Annotated in this window: 16 protein-coding genes; all 16 read left to right on the top strand. The window is 61.7% G+C overall.

The window, feature by feature from the left end; all coding sequences use genetic code 11:
• Positions 1-626: 626 nt before the first annotated feature.
• The 16 genes from CHR90_RS00345 to CHR90_RS00270 all read left to right on the top strand — a co-directional run bounded on the left by CHR90_RS00345 (position 627) and on the right by CHR90_RS00270 (position 19,272).
• Positions 627-1,655, top strand: a complete 1,029-nt coding sequence (locus CHR90_RS00345; RefSeq protein WP_212668573.1) for a LacI family DNA-binding transcriptional regulator — start codon at positions 627-629, stop codon at positions 1,653-1,655.
• Positions 1,652-2,689, top strand: a complete 1,038-nt coding sequence (locus CHR90_RS00340) for a Gfo/Idh/MocA family protein (RefSeq protein ID WP_094406572.1) — start codon at positions 1,652-1,654, stop codon at positions 2,687-2,689. The genes CHR90_RS00345 and CHR90_RS00340 overlap by 4 nt, the downstream gene beginning before the upstream one ends.
• A gap of 91 nt (positions 2,690-2,780) precedes the next feature.
• Positions 2,781-4,373: an acyl CoA:acetate/3-ketoacid CoA transferase gene (locus tag CHR90_RS00335; RefSeq protein WP_094406570.1), complete on the top strand. Its 1,593-nt coding sequence runs from the start codon at positions 2,781-2,783 to the stop codon at positions 4,371-4,373.
• The gene (locus CHR90_RS00330; protein ID WP_212668572.1) at positions 4,370-5,155 is read left to right on the top strand and encodes an enoyl-CoA hydratase/isomerase family protein; all 786 of its coding nucleotides are present in this window, start codon (positions 4,370-4,372) and stop codon (positions 5,153-5,155) included. Before CHR90_RS00335 ends, CHR90_RS00330 begins: the two co-directional genes overlap by 4 nt.
• Before the next feature lie 7 nt (positions 5,156-5,162).
• Complete coding sequence (locus CHR90_RS00325) at positions 5,163-6,704, top strand: aldehyde dehydrogenase family protein (protein WP_094406568.1); 1,542 nt, start codon at positions 5,163-5,165, stop codon at positions 6,702-6,704.
• Between the two features lie 62 nt (positions 6,705-6,766).
• Positions 6,767-8,026 carry an ABC transporter substrate-binding protein gene (locus CHR90_RS00320; protein ID WP_094406566.1) on the top strand — a complete coding sequence of 420 codons (1,260 nt, stop codon included), beginning with the start codon at positions 6,767-6,769 and terminating at the stop codon, positions 8,024-8,026.
• A gap of 131 nt (positions 8,027-8,157) precedes the next feature.
• Positions 8,158-9,075: a carbohydrate ABC transporter permease gene (locus CHR90_RS00315; protein WP_094406576.1), complete on the top strand. Its 918-nt coding sequence runs from the start codon at positions 8,158-8,160 to the stop codon at positions 9,073-9,075.
• Positions 9,072-9,956 carry a carbohydrate ABC transporter permease gene (locus tag CHR90_RS00310; protein WP_094406564.1) on the top strand — a complete coding sequence of 295 codons (885 nt, stop codon included), beginning with the start codon at positions 9,072-9,074 and terminating at the stop codon, positions 9,954-9,956. Before CHR90_RS00315 ends, CHR90_RS00310 begins: the two co-directional genes overlap by 4 nt.
• A gap of 5 nt (positions 9,957-9,961) precedes the next feature.
• A complete protein-coding gene (locus CHR90_RS00305) occupies positions 9,962-11,062 on the top strand; it encodes an ABC transporter ATP-binding protein (RefSeq protein WP_094406562.1) in 1,101 nt (366 codons plus the stop codon).
• Between the two features lie 2 nt (positions 11,063-11,064).
• The gene (locus tag CHR90_RS00300; protein WP_094406560.1) at positions 11,065-12,561 is read left to right on the top strand and encodes a GMC oxidoreductase; all 1,497 of its coding nucleotides are present in this window, start codon (positions 11,065-11,067) and stop codon (positions 12,559-12,561) included.
• Between the two features lies 1 nt (position 12,562).
• Complete coding sequence (locus CHR90_RS00295; protein WP_094406558.1) at positions 12,563-13,354, top strand: 3-ketoacyl-ACP reductase; 792 nt, start codon at positions 12,563-12,565, stop codon at positions 13,352-13,354.
• Positions 13,355-13,365: 11 nt separating this feature from the next.
• On the top strand, positions 13,366-15,033 hold the full coding sequence (locus CHR90_RS00290) for a GMC family oxidoreductase (protein WP_094406556.1): 1,668 nt from the start codon (positions 13,366-13,368) through the stop codon (positions 15,031-15,033).
• Positions 15,030-15,344, top strand: a complete 315-nt coding sequence (locus CHR90_RS00285) for a Dabb family protein (RefSeq protein WP_094406554.1) — start codon at positions 15,030-15,032, stop codon at positions 15,342-15,344. The genes CHR90_RS00290 and CHR90_RS00285 overlap by 4 nt, the downstream gene beginning before the upstream one ends.
• 18 nt (positions 15,345-15,362) lie before the next feature.
• Positions 15,363-16,526: a dihydrodipicolinate synthase family protein gene (locus CHR90_RS00280; RefSeq protein ID WP_094406552.1), complete on the top strand. Its 1,164-nt coding sequence runs from the start codon at positions 15,363-15,365 to the stop codon at positions 16,524-16,526.
• Positions 16,527-16,530: 4 nt separating this feature from the next.
• Positions 16,531-17,799: a glycerate kinase type-2 family protein gene (locus tag CHR90_RS00275; RefSeq protein WP_094406550.1), complete on the top strand. Its 1,269-nt coding sequence runs from the start codon at positions 16,531-16,533 to the stop codon at positions 17,797-17,799.
• 219 nt (positions 17,800-18,018) lie between these two features.
• The gene (locus CHR90_RS00270; RefSeq protein ID WP_094406548.1) at positions 18,019-19,272 is read left to right on the top strand and encodes an ABC transporter substrate-binding protein; all 1,254 of its coding nucleotides are present in this window, start codon (positions 18,019-18,021) and stop codon (positions 19,270-19,272) included.
• Positions 19,273-19,288: the final 16 nt, after the last annotated feature.

The raw sequence follows: 19,288 nt of genomic DNA, 5'->3' as shown, positions 1-19,288 counted from the left end.
ATCCAGCGAAAGGGGCTGACCCATCCGTGCTGACCTCCTGCTCCAGCCCAGAGGTTGAATCAGAAATCACAACGCGAGGGAATCCTCTTTCGATTCGGAACGATCGAAAAACGCTCTAATCCCGAACTACTTCAAGCCATAGACGGCGCCCGAACAGCCAAACTACGGCATACACCGTATGCTTATTACGATAAGCGATCGCATCATCGCACATCTATGCTCATACAAGAGGCACTCACCTTCATGATAAAAATCAATTATTTCCCCTAACATATAATCAAAAAAGAAACTATATTACTAATCTTCTAGATTTTTTTATTATATTTTTCTATGTTTGGAACATTCCAAATCATAAATTTTAGGATAATTTTTCTCATATTGTATTTTTATCAATGTTATCAATATGTTATTTTATTATTGAACAGTGTCAAAAAAAATTATATAGAACGTTCCAATAAATAAGTTTCTCCCCGCAACGTCGAAGCGGATGGGGAGGGACAAAGTCAGGGTTGGTCCATAGGTTGAGCGAGTGGATAACCAACCAGGGAGGCGGCGCGATGGCTCGGATTGGGCAGGGAAAAGCAACGGGAATCAAGGAAACGACCGCCACAGGTGGGCGTCGATCAGTGACAATTATTGACATTGCCGAGGTGGCGGGCGTGTCAAAATCCACGGTGTCCCTCGTCCTGAAGGCCAGCCCACTGGTTAAGTCCGAAACCCGCGAACGCGTCCAGCGGGTTATGGAGGAAATGGGGTACGTTTATAACCGGGGGGCGGCGAGCTTAAGGAAATCCAGCAGCAGCGTCATTGGCATGGTAATCAATGACCTCGCCAACCCATTTTTTGCCGAACTGGCCATTGGGATTGAACAGGCCCTGCAGCATTCGGGGTATATCCCCTATCTGGCTCACACAGCGGAAAGTGTCGCCCGGCAAGCAGAAGTGGTGCGATCGATGCGCGAGCATGGGGCGGCGGGCATTATCCTATGTCCGGCGTTGGGGACCGATGCCGCTGATCTGGCCGATCTCTCCGTACCGGGACTGCCGATCGTGCTGGCGATCCGCCGGATTGCCGGGGCGCGCCTTTCGAGCGTTACCAGCGACAGCGTGGGTGGTGCCCGGCGGGCAACGCAGCATTTGATCGGTCTTGGTCATCGCCGGATCGCTTTTATCGGCGGCGCGGAGGCGATGGTCGTTCGCCAAGGCCGCTTTACCGGCTATCAGGAAGCCTTACAAGCGGCGGGACTGCCGCTTGATCCTTCTTTGACGATGGAAAGTATGCCGACAAAAGACGGCGGCTTTCAGTCCATGCTGACCCTGCTTGACCGATCCGACGCGCTCAATCCGCTGACCGCGGCCGTCTGTTTCAACGATGTCGTCGCTATCGGGGCAATGTTGGCTGTGACCCGCCGGGGGTTGCAGGTGGGCCGCGATATAAGCCTTGTTGGGTTCGACGATACCGCCGAAGCGCAGCATGTGTCGCCGCCGCTCACTAGCATTGCCGTGGACCCCGCTGGGCTCGGCAAGGCGGCAGCAGGAATGCTGCTGCGCCATATCGCCGATACCGCTCCGAAGTTTGAAAATTATGTCGGTGAGGCGCGGCTTGTGATTCGGGATAGCTGCCGTCCGCCCCTTAGAAAGGATGCTATCGCATGAGCGCACTACCCGCCCGTTGGGGCCTGATTGGCGCCAGCACAATCGCCCGCGAATGGATGGTCGGGGCCATCCGGGCCGCAGGCGGCGAGATCGTCAGTGTCATGAGCGCCAGCGCCGACCGGGCGCGCGCATTTGCCGACGCCAACGGGATTGGCACGGCGACAGATTCCCTTCCGGCGCTGTTGGGGAGCGGAATCGACGCTGTCTATATCTCGACAACAAATGAGCTGCATAAGGCGCAGCATTTGGCGGCGGTTGCGGCGGGTAAGCATGTTCTGTGCGAAAAGCCGCTGGCCCTCACCCTCACGGACGCGCAAGACATGGTCGCGGCAGCCGAGGCAGCGGGCGTGGTTATGGGCACCAATCACCACCTACGTAATGCGGGCACGCACCGGGCGATGCGGCAGGCAATTGCCGAGGGGCGCATCGGTACGCCTCTCTCCGCGCGCGTGAAGCATGCGGTTTTTTTGCCGCCGCACCTTCAGGGCTGGCGGATTACCAATCCAGCGGCAGGCGGTGGGGTAATCCTCGATATTACCGTTCATGATGCCGACACCTTGCGCTTCGTGCTGGGGGAAGACCCGGTCAGCGCAACCGCCTGCGCGCGGCAAGCCGGGATTGCGGGCGCAGGAAGCCAAGATCCCGCGCTGGCCGATGAGGTCATGGGCATTCTGCGCTTCCCCTCGGGTGTGATGGCACAGTTTCATGATGCTTTCACGACGCGCTTTGCCGGAACGGGGTTTGAGGTTTACGGCACCGAAGGCTCATTGATCGGGGTGGATTGCATGACCCAACGGCCGGTCGGGCAGGTACTTCTGCGCACGGCGGAGGGTGAAACCGAACTGCCGGTCGAGACCGATAATCTCTATGTGCGGGCGGTGACGGCCTTCCATGCGGCGGTTCGCGGCGAAGGCCCGATTGAAACTAGGGGGGCGGCCAGCGGCGCGGATGGGGTGAAATCCCTCGCCGTCGCGCTCGCGGTCGCCGAAGCCGCCGCCTCCGGCCAAACCCGGTCTATACGATACGCGGTGTAACCATGCCGCACCCTCTTTCTCGCTTATTGAGATCGTCGCCCTTCTCTGATTGAGCAAAGCGCCCCCGGCGCGTCTCGCACGAGGCAATGTCATGGCTTTTCCTAAACTCGTCACCGCCCGTGCGGCGGTGGATGCGATCCCGCACGCCGCGATTGTCACGGTGTCCTCCTCCTCCGGCCTTGGCTGCCCGGATGCGGTTCTGGCCGCTCTCGGCACCCGCTTTCGAGAGACCGGCGCGCCCGGCAATTTAACGACGCTTCACCCGATTGCCGCAGGCGATATGTGGGGCATCAAGGGCATCGATCATCTGGCGCAGGAAGGGCTGCTGAGCCGCATTATCGCCGGGTCTTACCCGTCCGGCCCGTCCAGCGCCACGCCGCCGCTGATTTGGCAGATGGTCACGGAGAACCAGATTCCCGCCTATAATATTCCGTCGGGTATTTTGTTCGATATGCACCGGGATGCGGCGGCGAAACGGCCAGGGGTTTTGACCAAGGTCGGCCTTGATACGTTCGTCGATCCCGACCAGCACGGCTGCGCCATGAACGCCAAAGCGGCAGCGGCCCCCATTGTCTCGAAGGTCGATTTCGCGGGCGATACTTGGCTGTTTTTCCCGGCAATTGCGCCCAATGTGGCCATTATTCGGGCGACCACAGCGGACGAGCGCGGCAATCTGTCGTTCGAGCATGAGGGCGGCTATCTCGGCCCGCTCGATCAGGCGCTGGCGGTGCGCAATAATGGCGGCATCGTTATCGCCCAGGTAAAGCGCCTCGCCCAAAGCGGCACCTTGAAGCCCCATAATGTGATGGTGCCGGGGATTCTGGTCGATTATATCGTCGTCGCGCCGGAGCAGATGCAGACGACGCAAACGGTCTATGATCCAGCGATTTCCGGGGAAATTTTTCGTCCTCTCGACAGTTTTGAAACCCCGGAATTCGGCGTTCAGAAGGTCATTGCCCGGCGGGTGGCGCAAGAGCTGCGGCGCGGCGATGCGGTGAATATCGGCTTCGGCATTTCGGCCAATGTCCCGCGTATTCTGCTGGAAGAAGGCCACCACGGCGATGTGACCTGGGTGATCGAACAGGGGGCCGTCGGCGGGGTTCCGCTGCTCGACTTTCAGTTCGGCTGCGCGGCCAATGCCGAAGCGATTGTGCCTTCGCCCTATCAATTCACTTACTTCCAGGGCGGCGGGTTCGATGCCTCGCTCCTGTCCTTCCTACAAATCGATCAAGACGGCTGCGTGAATGTCTCGAAGCTCGGCGTGCGCCCCCATGTGACGGCGGGGGCGGGCGGGTTCGTCGATATTACAGCCCACGCGAAGAAGATCATCTTCTCCGGCTTTTTCTCGGCGGGAGCCGATTTGGCCATCGAGAAGGGCGGCTTGGTGATCCGGCGCGAGGGTAAGGTGAAGAAGCTGGTGCGCGCGGTCGAGCATGTGTCCTTCTCGGGCCGTAGAGCCGTCGCCCAAGGGCAGGATATTACCTACGTCACCGAGCGCTGCGTGCTGCGCCTGACCCCGGAGGGGCTGGCAGTCACGGAAATCGCGCCGGGGGTCGATCTCGACCGGGATATTCTAGCGCAGTCGGAGTTTCCGCTGCTCGTGCCGACCCCGCCGAAGCTAATGGAGGCGGCGCTGTTTCAGCCCGGCCCCGGCGCGCGGCGCCTGCGGGAGGTTGCCGAATGACGACCCTGTCAACCGAAGACGTGCGCCTGAACTTCGACGGGCCGCTGGCGATTGTCACCCTGGCGCGTCCAGCGAAATTCAACGCCCTGACGGCGGCGATGATCCGGGCGCTGGATGAGGCGGCGGACGCTATTGAAACCGCGTCGGACTGCCGCTGCATTCTGCTCACCGGCGAGGGGCGGGGGTTTTGCGCAGGGGGTGATATCGCCGATTGGGGCGGGCTTGCACCGTTGGACATGTGGCGCGCCTGGGTGCGCACAGGGCACCGAGTATTCGACCGCTGGACCCGGTTGCGCGTTCCCGTTATCGCGGCCCTCAACGGCCATGCCCTGGGCGGCGGGTTGGAACTAGCGGCGGTTGCCGATTTTCGCCTCGCCGAGCCCCACGCCAAATTCGGTTTGCCCGAAACCGGCATCGGCATGGTGCCGGGCTGGTCGGGCACCCAGCGGCTAGTGCAGCGCTTCGGCGCGCCCCTTATCCGCAAGCTCTGCTTCACCGGCGTCGTTCTGACGGCTTCCGAAGCGCTCGCGGCAGGCTTGATTGACGAGGTCGTGCCCGAGGGCTCGGTGCTAGACCGCGCGCAAGCCCTGGCCGCGCAGATTAGCCAGCGCGCGCCCGTCGCTGTTTCGCTCGCCAAGGACCTTATCAATGCCGCCGAAGGCGAGGGTGGAGCTTCGGCCTTCGAGAGCATCGCCGGGGCCTTGGTTGCCTATACCGACGACTGCCGCGAGGGCGTTGCCAGTTTTCAAGAAAAGCGCGCGCCGCGCTTCCAAAATCGCTGAGAGAATCATGACCGGATCCACCCCCTCCCTTCTGTCTGCGCCCGATGGCGCGCTTGCCGCCGCCCTGGCGCGGGTTCCGACGACTCCAGCGCTGCTCGTGGCGGGACGCTTCGTCACGGAGACCAGCCAGCCGCGCCTGACCCGCCAAAGCCCGGCCCATGGTGTGACGGTGGGCGATTATCCCCAGGCTGACCGGGCGTTAGTAGAAGACGCGATTGCCGCCGCCCGCGCCGCCTTCGATACGGGCCCCTGGCCGAAGATGACCGGGGCCGAGCGGGCGCGCCTCCTGCACCGCGTAGCTGATTTGATCGAGCGGGACGCGGAGATTCTGGCGACCCTCGATTGCCTCGAAGTTGGCAAGCCGCTGACGCAAGCCCGCGCCGAAATTGCCGGGGCTGCCGATATTTGGCGCTACGCCGCTGGCCTCGCGCGCGATCTGCACGGCGAAAGCTACGCAACGCTTGGTGCGAATAAGCTGGGCGTGGTGCTGCGCGACCCCATCGGCGTGGTGACGATGATTACGCCGTGGAATTTTCCGCTGCTCATCGTCAGCCAAAAGCTGCCCTTCGCCCTTGCGGCGGGCTGTACGGCCCTGGTGAAGCCGAGCGAAGTGACGCCGGGCTCTACCCTGCACTTGGGGCGGCTGCTGATGGAGGCCGGACTGCCGATGGGGGTCGCCAATATTCTGGTCGGCACCGGGCCGGAGGTGGGCGCGCCGCTGGCTGAGGATGGCCGGGTCGATATGATTTCCTTCACCGGCTCCACCCGCGTTGGCCAGCATTTGATGGCCGTGGCGGCGCGCGACCTCAAGAAAGTATCGATGGAGCTGGGTGGCAAGAACCCGCAAATCCTGTTCCCCGACGGTGACCGCGACGCGGCCCTGGACGCGATTTTGTTCGGCGGCTTTTTCAATGCGGGCGAATGCTGCAATGCCGGAAGCCGCCTGATCGTGCATCGCGCGATTGCCGAGGAGGTTCTGAAGGAGCTTGCCGCACGGGCTGCAACAGTTCCTGTGGGCGACCCGTTGCATCCCGATACCCGCGTCGGTGCGATCATCACCGCCGATCATTTGCAAAAGATTGGGGCAGCCGTTAGCGAGGCCCAGGCGGGCGGCGCGCGGGTTCTGGTCGGTGGGGGCGCGCTTAAGGCTGGGCCGGACCAACTCTATTTCGCGCCGACACTGCTGGCCGATGTAAGGCCCGATATGGCGGCGGCGCGCGACGAAATCTTCGGCCCGGTCCTTTCGGTTCTCACCTTCGAGAGCGCGGAAGAGGCGATTGCGCTGACCAATAGCACTGCCTACGGCCTGTCGGCAGGGGTGTGGAGCCGCGATTTCGATACCTGCCTTACGGTGGGGCGGGGCGTTCGGGCGGGGACCGTCTGGATGAATACCTTCATGGATGGCGCTCCAGAACTGCCCTTCGGCGGCTACCGCGCCTCCGGTCTCGGGCGCGAGTTGGGACGCCGCGCCGTCGAAGACTATACCGAAGAAAAAACGCTGCATCTGCACACCGGTCCTCGCACCGGCTGGTGGCTGCCGCGCGCCTGAGAAGCGGGGAAACAACCCGCCACGTTTAGCAATCGACTTAAAAACCAACTCGGAGGAAAACGATGACGACATCCACGCGCCTGCTGGCCGGTCTCATGTTCGGAACGGCGCTGACCATCGCCGGCGCCGCTCAGGCCCAGGTCAAAGAAGTCGAAATGGTCCATTGGTGGACCTCGGGCGGCGAGGCCGCCGCGCTGAATGTTCTGAAAGACGATCTTCAGAAGAAGGGGTATAGCTGGAAAGATAATCCCATTGCTGGCGGGGGCGGTGCCCCGGCGATGACCGTGCTGCGCGCGCGTCTGACCTCCGGCAATATTCCGACCGCTGTGCAGATGCTCGGCTTCGATATCCAGGAATGGGCGGAGTTCGGCGTACTGGCCAACCTCAACGCCGTCGCCGAAAAGGAAGGGTGGGATAAGGTCGTTCCGCAGGCCCTTCAGCGGTTCTCCAAATATAACGGCCAATGGGTCGCCGCCCCGGTCAATGTCCATTCGACCAATTGGGTGTGGCTGAACAAAGCCCAGCTCGACAAGCTTGGCGGTAAGGCACCGGCCAATTGGGACGAGTTGGTGGCTTTGCTGGAAAAGGCCAAAGGCGCGGGCATTATCCCCATCGCCCATGGGGGCCAATTGTGGCAGGACGCGACTTTGTTCGACTCGGTCATTCTGACCACCGGCGGCGGCGATTTCTATAAGAAGGCCATGATCGATCTCGATCCGGCTGCGCTGTCGTCGCCGACGATGAAGACCGTTTTCGAACGCATGGCCGTGCTTCGGTCCTACGTCGATAATAATTTCTCCGGTCGCGACTGGAATTTGGCGTCGGCGATGGTCATCAAAGGCGAAGCCCTGATGCAGATCATGGGGGATTGGGCCAAGGGCGAGTTTGTGAATGCCGGCAAAAAGCCCGATCAGGACTTCGTATGCATCCGCTTCCCCGGAACCCAGGGGCAGGTGACCTTCAATAGCGATCAGTTCGCCTTGTTCAAAGTCGGCGCCAGCCGGGAAGAAGCCCAGGCCGTCCTGGCGTCGGCCACGATGAACCCGGCGTTCCAATCCGCTTTCAACGTCGTGAAGGGATCGGCTCCGGCGCGGACCGACGTCTCCGATGCCGCTTTCGACGCTTGCGGGAAAAAGGCGATTGCCGACCTGAAGGAAGCCAATGAGAAGGGCACTCTCTACGGCTCCATGGCCCATGGCCATGCCAATAAAGCTTCCGTCAAAGCGGCGATGTACGACGTGATCACCAGCCACTTCAATCGGCAGATCACGACCGATCAGGCGGTTGCCCAGTTCCAGAAAGCGGTTGCCGCCGCCAAATAGGCTCTGACGGTCCTTTTACAGTCTCCTCCCCGACTTGAGGGGCGGATGTCGGACTTTTCCGTCTTCCGCCCCGCCTTTTTCGGCGGCAGGACAGTCCCTTTAGTCGCATCGAACCTGAAAGGTGGATGGCGATGGCACATTCCCCAAAACTTGCCCTGGCCCGCCCAGGGCCGCACTGGCGGGACCGCTTGCAGGAAATTCTGCCAAGGGTGGTTCTCGCGCCGTCCTGCGCGGCGATTCTGGTGTTTGTTTACGGCTTTATTCTGTGGACGATCTATCTGTCGTTCACCAATTCCCGGCTGATGCCGGTGTATGAGTTCATCGGGTTCGATGCGCATATTCGGCTTTGGACCCAGCAGAATTGGTATGTCGCTATCAAGAATCTCGCCATTTTTGGCGGGCTTTACATTGTTGTGTGCATGGGCGTCGGCCTGACGCTTGCGATTCTGCTGGATCAGAAAATTCGCGGCGAGGGCGTTTTGCGCCCGATTTACCTCTATCCGATGGCGCTGTCGTTTATCGTCACTGGCACGGCGTGGAAATGGTTTCTCAATCCGGGCCTCGGGCTTGATCGCACGATGCATGCCTGGGGGTTCACCAGCTTCAATTTCGATTGGTTGGTCAACCCGGATATGGCGATTTACACCGTGGTCATTGCCGGGGTGTGGCAGGCGGCAGGCTTTTGCATGGCGATGTTTCTTGCGGGCTTACGCGGCATCGATGGCGAGATTCTCAAAGCGGCGCAGATGGATGGCGCTTCCCCTTACGCCATATACCGCCGCATCGTTATTCCGCTGCTGCGCCCAGCCTTTTTGTCGGCGGTGATCGTGCTGTCCCACATGGCGATTAAATCCTACGATCTCGTGATTGCGCTCACGGGCGGCGGGCCGGGCAATGCCACCGAACTGCCCTCGACCTTCATGTATTCCTACACCTTCACGCGGAATCAAATGGCCGTTGGCTCGGCCAGTGCCGTCATCATGCTGATGACCGTCGCTGCCGTCATGATTCCCTATATCTACTCCGAACTGCGGGAGCGCGGGCGATGAGCGGCGCTGAATCGGGGAGCGGCCCGGTTGGCCGCCGCTGGGTAAGCCGGATTGTGATTTACGGGCTGCTCGGGCTCTTCGCCATTTACTTCCTCCTACCGCTGTTCGTGATGGTCGTGACGTCGTTCAAGACCTTGGACGAGGTGCGCGACGGGAATATGCTGGCCCTGCCGCAGAATCCCACCTTTGCCCCCTGGGTGGCGGCCTGGGGAAGCGCCTGCGTGGGCCTAAGCTGCACGGGAATCAAAGGCTTCTTCTGGAATTCGATCCAGATGGTCGTACCCGCCGTGACGATCTCCACCCTGCTCGGCGCGTTGAACGGCTATGTGCTGACCAAATGGCGCTTTCCCGGCCATAAGCTTGTGTTTGGGATGATGCTGTTCGCCTGCTTCATTCCGTTTCAGTCGGTCTTGATCCCGATGGCGCGGGTGCTGGGCTCGATTGGGCTCGCCAATCATGTGCTTGGGCTGATTCTGGTGCACGTCGTCTATGGTCTCGGCTTTACCACGCTGTTTTTCCGAAACTATTACGAGGCGTTTCCGACCGAGTTGATCCGGGCGGCGCAGATGGATGGCGCGAGTTTCTTCCAGATTTTCCGGCGGATTCTGCTGCCTTCATCTGGCCCGATCATTGTCGTAACGGTGATTTTCCAGTTCACCAATATCTGGAACGATTTCATCTTCGGGGCGTCTTTCGCGTCCGGCGATGCGGTTCCGATGACGGTCGCGCTGAATAATCTCGTCAATACCTCAACCGGCGTCCGCGAATACAACGTGCATATGGCGGCGGCCATGATGGCGGCCCTGCCGACCCTGCTCGTTTATGTTCTCGCGGGGCGCTATTTCGTGCGCGGCCTGATGGCTGGCGCGGTCAAAGGATAAAGCCCATGGCGTTCCTAGAAATCTCCGGATTGCGCAAGCGCTACGGCGCGCTCGAAATCCTCAAGGGCATCGATATTACGCTGGAGCCGGGCGGGTTTCTGGTGCTGGTCGGCCCGTCCGGCTGCGGGAAATCGACGCTTCTCAACACAATCGCGGGCCTTGAGGGCATTAGCGACGGCCATATCAGCATCGACGGGCAGATCGTCAACGATCTTCACCCGTCAAAGCGCGATATTGCGATGGTGTTCCAATCCTACGCGCTCTACCCCACGATGAGCGTGGGAGAAAATATTGCCTTTGCGCTCGAAATGCGCGGCGTTCCCAAGGCCGAGCGGATGGCGGCGGTGCAAAAGGTCGCCAAGGTGCTGCAAATCGAGCATCTGCTGAGCCGCAAGCCGGGGCAGCTTTCCGGCGGGCAGCGCCAGCGGGTGGCAATGGGGCGGGCGTTGGTGCGCGAGCCGCGCGTGTTTTTATTCGATGAGCCCCTGTCCAACCTCGACGCCAAGTTGCGGGTGGATATGCGCACCGAAATCAAACGCCTGCATCAGCGCACGGGCGCGACCATCGTTTACGTCACCCACGATCAGATTGAAGCGATGACGCTCGCCACCAAGATCGCGGTTTTGAGGGATGGGCTGCTTCAGCAGGTCGGCACGCCCGCCGAAATCTATAATCGCCCCGCCAACCTGTTTGTCGCCGATTTCATGGGCTCGCCCGCGATGAACCTAATTTCCGCGCAGGTGGACGCCGGGGACCGGATCAGTCTGGAGCGACGCGGAACGGAGGCGATTACCCTGCCGCTCCCTTCCAGTTTGGCGACGCCGGTTCACGCCGGGCAAAAGGTGATCTTCGGCATTCGTCCCGAAGCCATCACCGATCTCGGCGGGGCCGATCAGGCGGCCAAATGTATCGAAACGGTTCCGGCCCAGGTGGAAGTCGTCGAGCCTGCGGGGGCCGATACGTTCGTGATCAGTCACTTGGGCGGGAAGGAAGTGATTGCGCGGATGCGCGCCGATGTGAGCGTGTCGCCGGGCGATACGGTGCCTTTCGCCTTCAATATGGATAAGGCGTTGCTCTTCGATGCCGCTAGCGGCGTGCGGCTATAATCATGGGCACGCCGCTCCCAACACAAACCGATGTTTTGATTATCGGCTCTGGCATCGGCGGGGCAACGCTCGCGGCCGGGTTGGCGGGGAGCGGGGCGCGCGTGGTTATGCTGGAACGGGGGGAGGTAATACCAACCTCCGCCCCAGCCCGCGACCCACGGGCAATTTTCCAGCGCGGGCATTTTCGGCCCGCCGAAACCTGGCAGGACGGGGCGGGGCGGGCGTTTTCCCCCGGCACCTATTATATCGTTGGCGGCAATTCTAAATTCTATGGAGCGGTGCTCCTGCGCTACCGGCGGGAGGATTTCGAGGCGCGCGCCCATGCCGAGGGGGATACCCCCGGCTGGCCCTTTCCCTATGAAACCCTGGAGCCTTGGTACGGGCGGGCGGAAACCCTGTTTCGGGTGCGCGGCGCAGAGGGAGAAGACCCGACCGAACCCGTGCATTCCACCCGCTACCCGCATCCGCCCGTTCCCGACGAGCCGGCGATTGCCGAGGTGCGCGCCCGGTTGCGCGGCGTGGGTCTAACGCCATTCTCGCTGCCCTTAGCGGTGGATATCGAACGCTGGTTGGCGGGGGGAAAAACCCCCTGGGATGCCTTCCCCGATACGCGATCCGGCAAGCTTGATGCTGAAACCGCCCCGCTGGCGCAGGCTTTGCGCGATCCGCGCTTTCGCCTCGTAACCGGTGCGCGGGTCCGCCGCCTAGTGGCAAGCCCGGACGGGCGGCGGGTGGCGGGGGTTGAGGTTGAGACCGCCGAGGGGCTTCAGCGCCTATCAGCCGGAACCATTGTTCTGGCGGCAGGCGCGGTGAATTCGGCGGCGCTGCTGCTGGCGTCGGAGATCGGCAACCAGTCGGGCGCCGTGGGGCGCTATTTCATGAACCATAATTGTACGGCGATGCTGGCCGTCGATCCGCGCCGCCCGAACCCCTCCGTGTACCAAAAGACGCTCGGAATCAATGATTTTTACCTTTCGGACGGGCGCGGCGGGCCACCCTTAGGGAATATCCAACTGCTCGGCAAAATCAGTGGGGCAATCTTGAAAGCCTCGCTGCCCTGGGTGCCCGAACGCGCGCTGGGGATGCTCGCCCGCCATTCGGTCGATTGGTACGCGATGAGCGAGGATCTACCGCGCCCGGAGAGCCGCGTGACCCTGGACGGCGCCTCGATTCGGCTCGATTGGCGGCGCAGTAATATGCGCGCCCATCACGGGTTGGTGCGGGCGTTTCGGGATCGATTGCGAGATGCTGGCTATCCGTTGGTGCTAAGCCGCCTGTTCGATCAGCGCACACCCTCGCACCAATGTGGCACCACGCGCATGGGTCACGACCCCGTTAACTCGGTCGTCGATCCCTTCTGCCGTAGTCACGAGGTTTCCAATCTTTACGTCGTCGATGCCGGGTTTTTAACGACCTCGGCGGCGGTCAATCCGGCTTTAACGATTGCGGCGCAAGCGCTGCGCGTTGCCGATCATCTTCGTTCTGAGGGGATCGCTTGATATGAGTTCCTGTCTCTCCACCTCCCGCCCCGTCGCTCTGGTTACCGGCGGTACGCGCGGCATCGGCTTGGCGATTGCCGAGGCACTGGCCGCGCGGGGCTTCGACCTAGGCATCAGCAGCACTAAGGCCAGCGCCGAGACCGAGGCGATTTGCGCGGATCTGGCTCAGAAGCACGGCGCGCGCGTGGTGTTTTCAGCGGGCAACCTTGGGGTGCTCGACGATCACTCGGCGATTGTCGCGCCTGCACTGGAAGCCTTCGGGCGGATTGATTGTCTCGTCAATAATGCCGGCATGGCCGCGCCGGTGCGCGGCGATGTTCTGGCATTGCGGCCGGAGAATTTCGATAGCGTGGTGAACGTCAACCTGCGTGGCACGATGTTTCTGACGCAGCGGGTTGTGAATCACATGCTGGCAACGCCCAGCATACCGGGCGTCAGCCGCAGCATTCTGCATATCACCTCGGTCAGCGCGGCGATGGCCTCGCCGGAGCGGCTGGATTACTGCATCTCGAAAGCGGGTCTTGCCATGTGGAGCCAAGGGTTGGCCTTGCGCCTTGCGGGCGAGGGGATTTCGGTTTTCGAGGTGCGCCCAGGCATTATCCGCACCGACATGACGGCAGGGGTGGCCGGAAAATACGATCAAGCCATCGCGGACGGGCTTGTGCCGATGCGGCGCTGGGGCGAGGGGGCCGATATTAGCAGCATTGTTGCGGCCCTCGCCGGGGGCGGCTTCGGCTTTGCCACGGGCAGCGTGATTATGGCCGATGGCGGGCTTAGCCTGCCGCGCTTGTAGGAGAGGCCGGAATGTCCCTATCACACGCCTTTGATTACATTATCTGCGGGGCGGGCCCGGCGGGCTGCGCGCTGGCCCATCGCTTGAGCGAAGACCCGGCGGCGCGCGTGTTGCTTCTGGAAGCCGGGCCGCGCGACCGCAACCCGCTGTTCCATATGCCTGCGGGCTTTGCCAAAATGACGAAGGGCATCGGCAGTTGGGGCTGGTCGACGGTGCCGCAACGCCATCTCGACAATCGCGTGCTCTGGTATACCCAAGCCAAGGTATTGGGCGGCGGTTCGTCGATCAATGCACAGATTTACACGCGCGGGCACCGGTTGGATTATGACGCCTGGGCGTTCGAGCACGACTGCCCCGGCTGGAGCTACCGCGAGGTTTTGCCCTATTTCAAGCGTGCTGAAGACAATCAGCGTTTCAATAATCTGCACCATGCCTATGGCGGGCCTTTGGGCGTTTCCGTGCCGATCAATCCACTGCCCATCAGCGAGGCGTTTTTACGCGCGGGGCAGGAAGCGGGTTTGCCGTTCAACCCGGACTTCAACGGGGCGACGCAGGAGGGGGTGGGCCATTATCAGGTAACGGTGCGCAATGCCCGCCGTTCGTCCGCCTCCAGCGCCTATCTGAAACCAATTTTGGGCACGCGCCGAAATCTAACACTCATGACTGGCACGCAGGTTCTGCGCATTGCCCTGGACGGCACCCGGGCGACAGGCGTTATCGTTGCCGGGAAGGGCGGAACTGAGGTTCTTCTGCGGGCCGAGCGCGACGTTATTCTGTCCTCCGGGGCCATCGGCTCGCCACGCCTGTTGCAGCTTTCCGGCATTGGCCCAAGTGCCGCTTTGGAAAAAGCAGGCGTACCGGTTCGACACGATCTGCCGGGCGTCGGCGGCAATTTGCAGGATCATCTCGATCTCTACGTGATTGCCGAATGCACCGGCGATCACACTTACGACAGTTACGCCAAGCTGCACAAAAGCCTGTGGGCGGGACTCCAGTATGTGCTGTTCAAGAAAGGTCCCGTTGCCTCAACCCTGTTTGAAACCGGCGGGTTCGGCTTTGCCGATCCGGCGGCGCGCTCGCCTGATATTCAGTTTCATTTAGGGTTAGGGTCGGGGATTGAAGCGGGGGTGGATAAGCTGCGCAATGCGGGCGTAACGCTCAATTCGGCCTTCCTGCGCCCCCGGTCGCGCGGCACGGTTCGGCTCGCGTCCGCCGACCCCCGCGCCATGCCGCTGATTGATCCCAACTATTGGGACGATCCTTACGACCGAGCGATGAGCCTTGAAGGGCTGCGCATGGCGCGGGAGCTGTTTCGGCAAAACGCGCTAAAGCCCTTCATTCTGGCGGAACGCGCCCCCGGCCCGACGGTCGAGAGCGACGCGGACCTCATGGCCTACGCCTATCGGACCTGCAAGACCGACCATCACCCGGCGGGCACCTGCAAAATGGGGCGCGATCCGCTGGCGGTGGTCGATCCCGAAACTCTGGCGGTTCACGGTCTCACCGGGCTGCGGGTCTGCGATGCTTCGATCATGCCCGCCGTTAATTCCTCCAATACCAATGCCCCGACCGTGATGATTGGCGAGAAGGGGGCGGACCTTATTCGCGGTCTGCCGCCGCTGCCGCCGGTCACGCTGCCGAACGATCCCGCCTCTGCCCTGCGAAAGGCCGCCTCATGATTCGTCATATCGTTTTAATCCGCTTTAAGCCCGAGGTGAGCGAAGGCCATATCGCGGCGCTCTTCACCGAGCTTGAGGAAATTCGCGCTCAGGTGCCGGGTATTCTCGCCATCACCGCCGGGCGCAGCGAAAGCCCGGAGAAGATCGAGCGCGGCTACCATCACGGTTTCGTCGTCGATTTTGCCGATTGGGCCGCGCTCGCCGCCTATCAAGCGCATCCCGACCATCAAGCCCTGGGGGCGAAGCTCGTTGAAAATGCCATTGGCGGCCTCGACGGCATTCTCGTCTTCGATCTGCCCGTTTCCCTCTGAGTGTTTGGGAGAATCCCCATGTCCAGCCTCTTGTTGCCCGCCGTTGGCGGCGCGTTGACGCCCTTCACCCTGTCGCCCGCACGAGAATTCCCCAAGCCGTCGGTGGCCTTCAATCGCATTGCCCTGTCGGCGGCCCATGTGGTTGCCGATCCCTTTGCGGATACTGCCCCCTGGTTCAGCCCGCCCGCGATTGACTGGGACAAAACGATTGAATACCGCCGCTATCTTTGGTCGCTCGGGTTGGGCGTGGCCGAGGCGATGGATACGGCCCAGCGCGGTATGGGGCTGGATTGGGGCCAAGCGCAGGAGTTGATCCGCCGCAGTCTCGATGCCGCGCGGGATTTCCCCGGTGCGGTGGTTTTCTCCGGCGCGGGAACCGATCATCTTGCGCCTGCCGGGGCGAGCCTTGACGATGTGATCGCCGCCTATGAAACCCAGTGCAGCACGATTGAAGCCCTGGGCGGCCGGATCATTCTGATGGCCAGCCGGGCGCTGGCGAAAGCCGCCACCCGCCCGGAGGATTACGCCACCGTCTATGGCCGGATTCTGCGGCAGGTAAAACAGCCGGTTATTCTGCATTGGCTCGGCGATATGTTTGATCCGGCGCTAACCGGCTATTGGGGCACCACCGAGTTTCCGCCCGCGCTGGAGGTTTGCTTAGGCATTATCGCCGAGCATGCCGATAAGGTGGACGGCATCAAAATTTCCCTCCTCGATAAGGAGAAGGAAGTTCAAATGCGCCGCCGACTGCCGCCCGGCGTAAAAATGTATACTGGCGATGATTTCAACTATGCCGAATTGATCGGCGGCGATGCGCACGGGTTCAGCCATGCGCTGTTGGGGATCTTTGACGCCATCGCCCCGGCGGCGTCGGCCGCCCTCAGCGCACTCGCGGCAGGCGACCGGCCCACGTTCGAAGCCCTATTGGCTCCCACGGTGCCGCTCTCGCGCCATATCTTCAAAGCGCCGACGCAGTTCTATAAAACCGGCGTGGTCTTCATGGCCTATTTGAATGGGCACCAGGATCATTTCACCATGATCGGCGGGCAGCAGAGCGCCCGTTCCCTGGTCCATCTCGCCGAGCTCTTCCGTCTGGCCGATGCGGCTGGGTTGCTGAGCGATCCCGACCGGGCCGCCCGGCGGATGCGGCAAGTTCTGGCCGTTTATGGAATTGAGAGCTAAGCCGATGACCGCTATATCCCCGCGCGACATTCTGCGCAGCCTCTTCGATGCGGCGGTGGCGGCGGCGCAACCCGCCCAAGCGCTTGCGGCGGCCCTGCCGCCCCCGCCGAAGGGGCGTACCTTTGTTGTCGGGGCGGGGAAGGCGGCGGCTGAAATGGCGGCAGCGCTCGAAAACCTATGGCCGGGGCCACTCGCGGGCTTGGTCGTCACCCGTTACGGCCACGGCGCGGCAACCCGCTCGATCGAGGTTCTGGAGGCTGCGCACCCGGTTCCCGACGCTGCCGGACAGGCCGCCGCACAGCGGTTGCTGGCGTTGGTCGGGGAGGCCGGGCCGGACGATCTTATTCTCGCGCTGATCTCCGGGGGCGGATCGGCGCTACTGGCCTTACCCCCGCCGGGGGTGCCCTTGGCCGATATCCAGACGTTGTATCGGCTGTTATTGGCCTCGGGCGCGGATATTGCGCAGATGAACCGGGTTCGCAAGCATGTCTCGGGCATCTTGGGCGGGCGTCTTGCCGTAGCCGCGCCGAAAACGCCGATGGTGAGCCTGCTGATCTCCGATGTTCCGGGGGATGATCCGGGGCTCATCGCCTCTGGCCCGACCGTGCCGGACGTATCCGACCGGGCCGAGGCGCAGGCGATTCTCGCCAGTTACGGCATCGATCCCGGCCCAGCGCTGCGGGCGTGGCTGGCGTCCCCTTTGGCCGATACCCCCGCGCCCGATCATCCAGCCTTCGCCGGTAAGCAAGTGCGGGTCATCGCTAGCCCGCAGCAGAGCCTCGCCGCCGCAGCGGCGCGGGCGGCGGCGTTGGGGCTGGCCGTATTGCCCTTGGGTGATTCGATTGAGGGCGAGGCGCGCGAGGTGGCGAAAGTCCACGCTGGGATTGCGCGGTCCATTCGCCAATATGGTCTTCCCGTGAAGCCCCCCTGCGTTATCCTCTCAGGGGGCGAGACGACCGTAACCCTGCGCGCGAAAGGCGGGCGGGGCGGGCGCAATGCCGAGTTCGCTCTGGGGCTCGCCCAGGCCCTGAACGGACTGGAGGGCGTCTTCGCCCTTGCCGCCGATACCGATGGCATCGACGGCACCGAGGATAATGCGGGGGCCTTTGTTACGCCCGAAACGCTCACCCGTGCGCAAACGGTTGGCCTGTCCGCCGCCGATTTTCTGGCCCGGAACGATAGCTATCGCTTCTTTGAGGCGCTTGGCGATTTGCTCGTCACTGGACCAACCCGAACCAATGTGAATGATTTCCGCGCGATTCTTTTGGAGTGATTTGGAGTAATTTATTTGCCAGGTAAAAATAATATCATTGGCCTTTGAGTAATTTTTGGAAATTCCAAATTACGTATAATGTTGACTCAATAAGAAGTGTTTTGTTATTTTTAATTGGAACGTTCTAATGAATCGAATGGGTCTGAAACGTTCCGAAGTAACTTCAAAAATTCAACAAACCCGCCTTTCGAACTGAAGGGCGGCCAGGGAGATTTTACCATGCGGAAACAGATGCGGGCGGCGCTTCTCGCGCTCTTGGGAACGAGCCTGTTCAGCTCAATGGCGCTTGCGGGGGCAGAGGTTGAAGTTTTGCACTTCTGGACCTCCGGGGGCGAAGCGAAAGCGCTTAAGGTGCTGAAAGACGATCTCGCCACCCGAAATGTGCTCTGGAAAGACGCGCCGGTTGCGGGCGGCGGCGGCGGTAATGCCAAAACGGTCATGCTGACCCGCCTTAACGCGGGCAATGCGCCGACGGCAATGCTTATGCTGGGGCAGGATATCGTCGATTGGTCGCGGGCACGGATGCTTGGGGACATGAACAGTACGGCCCGCGCCGGAAACTGGGATGCGGTTCTGCCGGATGCCGTGAAGGCTTTCACAAAGGTCGATGGTATCTATGTCTCGGTTCCCACCAATATTCACCGCGTGAATATGGTTTGGGCCAATAAGGCGGCCTTCGACAAGATCAACGCGCCCATTCCTCAAACCTGGGAGGCGTTCAACGCGCTGGCCGAGAAATTCAAAGCCGCCGGAATTCTGCCCCTGGCCCACGGCGGCCAGCCTTGGCAGGATTTAACCCTATTCGATTCGGTCGCCTTAGGCGTTGGCGGGCCGGACTATTACCGGAAAGCCTTTGTTGAGCGCGATCAGGCGGCGCTGAAAAGCCCCGTGATGGCGCAGATCTTCACCCAGCTTCGCGCCCTGCGCGGCATGGTCGACCCGAATTTCCCAGGCCGCGATTGGAATCTTGCCTCGGCCATGGTGATGCGCGGGGAAGCGGCCATGCAGATTATGGGCGATTGGGCCAAGGGCGAGTTTACGGCGGCGGGCAAGTTGCCCGATCAGGATTACCTCTGCTTTCCAACCCCCGGAAGCCAGGGCAGCTTTAGCTATCTGGTGAATAGCTTCTCCATGTTCCGCCAAACCAACCCGGACCGGGCGGCGGGGCAAGTGGCGTTCGCGGAAGCGATTATGGCCCCCGCGAACCAAGAAGCCTTCAATCTCGCCAAAGGCTCGATTCCGGCACGGACAGACGTTTCCGGGGAGAAGTTCGACCGGTGCGCGCAGCAGACGATGGCCGACTTCAAAGCTGCCAATAGCCAAAACCGCGCCGTTCCCACGGTTGCCTATGGCCATGCGGCGTCGGCGGATGCCACGGCATCCCTCACCGATATCGTCACGAAGTTCTTCAACAGTCAGCAGTCGGCAGACGAAGCCGCCCGTGCGGCAGTGAAAGCTTTGCTCGACTCGTAAACCGGTTAGGGCAGGG

Origin of the sequence: Elstera cyanobacteriorum (genome assembly GCF_002251735.1) — a bacterium.
GTDB lineage: Bacteria > Pseudomonadota > Alphaproteobacteria > Elsterales > Elsteraceae > Elstera > Elstera cyanobacteriorum.
The sequence above is the reverse complement of the archived record's forward strand: the minus strand, read 5'-3'. Positions and strand labels throughout refer to the sequence as shown.

Bases quoted from the DNA above. Each gene is read 5' to 3' on its own strand.
- CHR90_RS00320 (WP_094406566.1), top strand. From the start codon at position 6,767: ATGACGACATCCACGCGCCTGCTGGCCGGTCTCATGTTCGGAACGGCG.
- CHR90_RS00305 (WP_094406562.1), top strand. From the start codon at position 9,962: ATGGCGTTCCTAGAAATCTCCGGATTGCGCAAGCGCTACGGCGCGCTC.
- CHR90_RS00340 (WP_094406572.1), top strand. From the start codon at position 1,652: ATGAGCGCACTACCCGCCCGTTGGGGCCTGATTGGCGCCAGCACAATC.
- CHR90_RS00330 (WP_212668572.1), top strand. From the start codon at position 4,370: ATGACGACCCTGTCAACCGAAGACGTGCGCCTGAACTTCGACGGGCCG.
- CHR90_RS00290 (WP_094406556.1), top strand. From the start codon at position 13,366: ATGTCCCTATCACACGCCTTTGATTACATTATCTGCGGGGCGGGCCCG.
- CHR90_RS00295 (WP_094406558.1), top strand. From the start codon at position 12,563: ATGAGTTCCTGTCTCTCCACCTCCCGCCCCGTCGCTCTGGTTACCGGC.
- CHR90_RS00310 (WP_094406564.1), top strand. From the start codon at position 9,072: ATGAGCGGCGCTGAATCGGGGAGCGGCCCGGTTGGCCGCCGCTGGGTA.
- CHR90_RS00275 (WP_094406550.1), top strand. From the start codon at position 16,531: ATGACCGCTATATCCCCGCGCGACATTCTGCGCAGCCTCTTCGATGCG.
- CHR90_RS00270 (WP_094406548.1), top strand. From the start codon at position 18,019: ATGCGGAAACAGATGCGGGCGGCGCTTCTCGCGCTCTTGGGAACGAGC.
- CHR90_RS00335 (WP_094406570.1), top strand. From the start codon at position 2,781: ATGGCTTTTCCTAAACTCGTCACCGCCCGTGCGGCGGTGGATGCGATC.
- CHR90_RS00300 (WP_094406560.1), top strand. From the start codon at position 11,065: ATGGGCACGCCGCTCCCAACACAAACCGATGTTTTGATTATCGGCTCT.
- CHR90_RS00280 (WP_094406552.1), top strand. From the start codon at position 15,363: ATGTCCAGCCTCTTGTTGCCCGCCGTTGGCGGCGCGTTGACGCCCTTC.
- CHR90_RS00325 (WP_094406568.1), top strand. From the start codon at position 5,163: ATGACCGGATCCACCCCCTCCCTTCTGTCTGCGCCCGATGGCGCGCTT.
- CHR90_RS00315 (WP_094406576.1), top strand. From the start codon at position 8,158: ATGGCACATTCCCCAAAACTTGCCCTGGCCCGCCCAGGGCCGCACTGG.
- CHR90_RS00285 (WP_094406554.1), top strand. From the start codon at position 15,030: ATGATTCGTCATATCGTTTTAATCCGCTTTAAGCCCGAGGTGAGCGAA.